At 42.8% G+C, this 3,732-nt stretch carries 6 protein-coding genes; 4 read left to right on the top strand and 2 right to left on the bottom strand.

What is annotated here, in order from left to right; genetic code table 11:
• Nucleotides 1–21 precede the first annotated feature (21 nt).
• Nucleotides 22–246 (bottom strand): hypothetical protein, encoded by a 225-nt coding sequence (locus HWQ41_RS23740; RefSeq protein WP_292768400.1) that lies wholly within the window; start codon nt 244–246, stop codon nt 22–24.
• 170 nt (nt 247–416) lie between these two features.
• On the opposite strand from HWQ41_RS23740, the gene HWQ41_RS23735 reads away from it, so the two are divergent.
• The 3 genes from HWQ41_RS23735 to HWQ41_RS23725 all read left to right on the top strand — a co-directional run bounded on the left by HWQ41_RS23735 (nt 417) and on the right by HWQ41_RS23725 (nt 2,580).
• Nucleotides 417–959, top strand: a complete 543-nt coding sequence (locus HWQ41_RS23735; RefSeq protein WP_292768398.1) for a tetratricopeptide repeat protein — start codon at nt 417–419, stop codon at nt 957–959.
• Nucleotides 960–1,170: 211 nt separating this feature from the next.
• Nucleotides 1,171–2,076 carry a DUF3153 domain-containing protein gene (locus HWQ41_RS23730; protein WP_292768396.1) on the top strand — a complete coding sequence of 302 codons (906 nt, stop codon included), beginning with the start codon at nt 1,171–1,173 and terminating at the stop codon, nt 2,074–2,076.
• 15 nt (nt 2,077–2,091) lie between these two features.
• Nucleotides 2,092–2,580: a hypothetical protein gene (locus HWQ41_RS23725; RefSeq protein ID WP_292768393.1), complete on the top strand. Its 489-nt coding sequence runs from the start codon at nt 2,092–2,094 to the stop codon at nt 2,578–2,580.
• Here HWQ41_RS23725 and HWQ41_RS23720 read toward each other — a convergent pair.
• Nucleotides 2,577–2,885 carry a helix-turn-helix domain-containing protein gene (locus tag HWQ41_RS23720; RefSeq protein ID WP_292768402.1) on the bottom strand — a complete coding sequence of 103 codons (309 nt, stop codon included), beginning with the start codon at nt 2,883–2,885 and terminating at the stop codon, nt 2,577–2,579. The genes HWQ41_RS23725 and HWQ41_RS23720 overlap by 4 nt on opposite strands.
• Before the next feature lie 193 nt (nt 2,886–3,078).
• On the opposite strand from HWQ41_RS23720, the gene HWQ41_RS23715 reads away from it, so the two are divergent.
• Entirely contained in the window at nt 3,079–3,702 is a 624-nt protein-coding gene (locus HWQ41_RS23715; RefSeq protein ID WP_292768391.1) for an FMN-dependent NADH-azoreductase, read from the top strand.
• Nucleotides 3,703–3,732: the final 30 nt, after the last annotated feature.

The raw sequence follows: 3,732 nt of genomic DNA, 5'->3' as shown, positions 1-3,732 counted from the left end.
TTTGTACTCTTTATTTGCCTTTTACGGGTTTGTACGGTGAGGTGCAAGATATGAGTCTACAGGCTTATCTGTAGGAGTCGGACTACCATAAGTAAAGGAACCAACAGCAGGCGATCGCGTGACTCCATAAGCGCCATCAATCACCATCACACGCTGGGCGGAAGCTGGAGCAATGCTTACACCCATAACTGCTAAAGTCATGCCTCCTAAGAGCCAATTCAGTTGCGAATGCTTGATTTTCAGCATAATTTGCTCACCTGCATTTGATAACCGGAATTTTTAATCAGAAAATAGTCGCAGCTACTTAGTTAAAATTTTAGAAGTTTATCCAATTTCAGATTGCCAGCTTTTGAAAAGATTCCAAAAACATTGCTGGCATTGGCAAAATAAAAACAGTGCTGATTTGTATATAAGACGTGAGTGCAGAAAGTTTAGAAATTGCTAAAACCCGCTACCAGACAGGAAAATTTGCCTTTGAAAATGGGCAATACCGCGAAGCCGTAGAAAATCTAGAAAAGGCCAGCGCCCTGTTAGCTCGTAATTCTCGCCTTGGGGGGGAAGTAGAAATTCATCTAGTGACAGCTTATGAAGCGGCTGGACGCACGGATGATGCGATCGCTCTTTGCGAAAGACTCAAACGCCATCCCCATTTTGAAACCAGCAAACAAGCGCGACAGATGCTTTACATCTTAAAAGCACCAAAGCTGAAAAGACCCAGCGAATGGATGACCCAAATCCCTGATTTGGCCACACTATCCGATAATGAACTCAAAATTTCTGTAGCTGCTAAGTCTACTAAATCTTCTGTGCAGCAGAAGCCTAAACCTACCGAGACAGAATTCGTTGACCTCAGTCAGGTCAATACCAGAGATAATCGCTTTATCTGGGTGGCGCTAATTGCCATTGGTTTAACCATCTCGTACTTGCTTTGGTTGAATTTTTCAGGAACCCCTGGCTGATAACAATTTTGGATTTTGGATTTTAGATTTTAGATTAAAGAATCTTTTGGTTCATGGCGGACTAACGTCCTGATACGCGCTTTCACCCTTGTGGGTGACACAAATCCTCTGATCCAAAATTTAAAATCTTCGAGCTTCATCCGTTTATCGGTGAGGTCAATCCAAAATCCAAAATTTAAAATCCAAAATATGTTGACTTTTGGGGAGATTTATGGTTTCAACTTCTTCAATTTTCGGAAAGATTTTCTTGTGGTTAATCAGACCATTTAGTTTTGTGTTGGCAAAAATGAAATTTCTCTCACCACTGAATGGTCGAAATCGAATGAACCGCGTTTTTCCCATCCGAAATCCGATTCTGTGGGTAGTGCTGTTAACATCCCTGCTACTGTCTGGCTGTGTGAAGTACGATGTGGGCGTTAATTTTGATAATTCAAATAGTGGCGAAGTAGTACAGCATATTAAGTTGGGAGAACGGCTAACCAGTTTTAGCGGCGATTATGTTTACGAATGGTTGAACACCATAGAACGCCGCGCCCGTCAACTTGAGGGTAAAGCGCAACGAGTTTCCCAAGAAGAAATCATCGTCACAATTCCTTTTAGCAGTGGTAGGGAATTGCAAGAGAAGTTCAACGGATTTTTTAACTCCCGTGCGAATCAATCCTCTGAGACTGTGCAGAGCGAATCTGATTCAGAACTGCCGAAAATTGAATCAAACGTACTCTTGGAGGAGAACAATTTTTTACTTTTAGTCCGAAATCGGTTGATTTATGATTTGGATTTGCGATCGCTGTCTCTAATTGCCAGCAAAGGTAATGTCTTGGCTAATGCTGGTTCAATTCTTGATTTGGAATTTAGCTTGAAGACTCCTTGGGGAGCCAAAAACATTCAACTAACTGAAACTGCAATAGAGCCAGAAAAAAATGGCAATCAACTAGTGTGGAAACTCCAGCCTGGTGAGCTAAACCACATTGAAGCTGTTTTCTGGCTTCCCAGTCCCCTTGGTATTGGTACGTTGTTAATTATCCTGTTTGTCTGGGGAGGATTGTACTTGAGATACAATTTCATGCCAGATCCCAGAATTCAGTTTCCTGCCAAAGCAGCCGCAATTCAGGAATAGTAGAGTATTCATCTGTTGAATATTGTTAGCAAAGCCGATGTATTTTCCATCGGCTTTTTTACATTTCCCCCAGCTTTTTATAAAAATACGCCTTCTATGCAGGAACAACACATCAAGAAGATCAATGAGATTCTGCTTGACTACTTCTGTGGTGATACATTACTCGACATTGACCCGACCAAGGACAACATTCCTCTGGTTGCTGCCAATGTCCAAAAATCGACGCATTCTTTTTCGGAAGGTCAATTGCTGTACATCTACAATGTATTCTGGGGTATGAACAAAAAGGCTCTAGTTGTTGGTCGTCATCGCCGCAAGCATCGACAGATCCTTGGTGTCTGCCCGATTGCGTCATTGAGCAATTTCCGACCAAAACTAGTCTACGAACCGACTGTCATCCGCAAACTGCACGGGAGACATATTCATGTCGGTATCTTTATAAGATTCTTCGATCTACCTGGTGAGTTTATTGATCTCAGAGATTACATTCAAGCAATCAGTTAAACATTACTGTTACTATGTTCCTGTTGTTCCCTGCCATACCAGCGTTCAGCAAGTGCATTGAGTTTATGAAGGATTTCAATGAGTTCCTGACCACGTTCTGTCAGACCGTAAGTTACTTGGGGTGGAACAGTTGGTTCATACTGGCGATAAATAATCTCTGCTGTCTCAAGCATCCTCAGTCTTTCTGTTAGAACTTTGGTGGAAATGCCCTCGACTAAGTGCTTCAATCCACCAAAGCGAGTAGGCCCACTATTACATAACACCCACAGTATATACATTGTCCAGGGTCCTGATAGTAAGGACATCAGAATACTGATTGGGCAAGCATCAGGATTTTTAGAGACAGACATCGATAAGTTAGCCAAAATTTTCTACAGTTACTTTATGGTAACTACTTTACTTTGGTAACTACTTACTTTTAGTATCTGATGTAATGCTTTGAAATTTAGACTCAAAAAAAGTCAAAGCAGTAAATCCTAGCTAATCAGGAGATATTTGGTGGTAAACATTCTACATATTGATTCCAGCCCCCGTGCTGAACGATCGCACTCCAGAGAACTATCTAAGGAATTCGCCAGTGGTTGGAAAGCAGCACATCCCGAAGATGCGATCGCCTATCGAGATTTAGGGCATCACCCAGTTCCTCACGTTGATGAACCTTGGGTTGCAGCATCATTTTCACCACCAGAAACCCATACCCCAGAATTAACTGAGGCAATCAGGATTTCTGACGAACTGATTGATGAGTTTTTGGCTGCCGATCGCTACGTTTTTGGAGTGCCAATGTATAACTTTAATATACCTTCCACTTTCAAGGCTTACATAGACCAAATCGTTCGCCCTAACCGGACTTTTGCTATAGATGCTCAAGGCGGTTATAGAGGTTTAGTTGAGGGTAAAAAGGCAGTTGTCATCACAGCTCGCGGCGGTGACTATAGTGCAACATCCCCTGCTGCTGCCTATGACTTCCAAGAACCATACCTGCGGGCGATTTTCGGCTTTATTGGGCTTACAGACATTCAATTTATCAACGCTAATAGCTTGAATGCAGGAGATGCTGCCCGTACCCAATCTCTATCAGAAGCACGGGCAGCAATTCAAGATGCGATCGCCCAGTGGTAAGAGGGACGCGGGGCAGAGGGGCAGGGGAGC

This window comes from Nostoc sp. NOS(2021), from assembly GCF_017115025.1.
GTDB lineage: Bacteria > Cyanobacteriota > Cyanobacteriia > Cyanobacteriales > Nostocaceae > Nostoc.
Note: the sequence above shows the minus strand (reverse complement) of the source record. Positions and strands in the feature narration are given on the sequence as shown.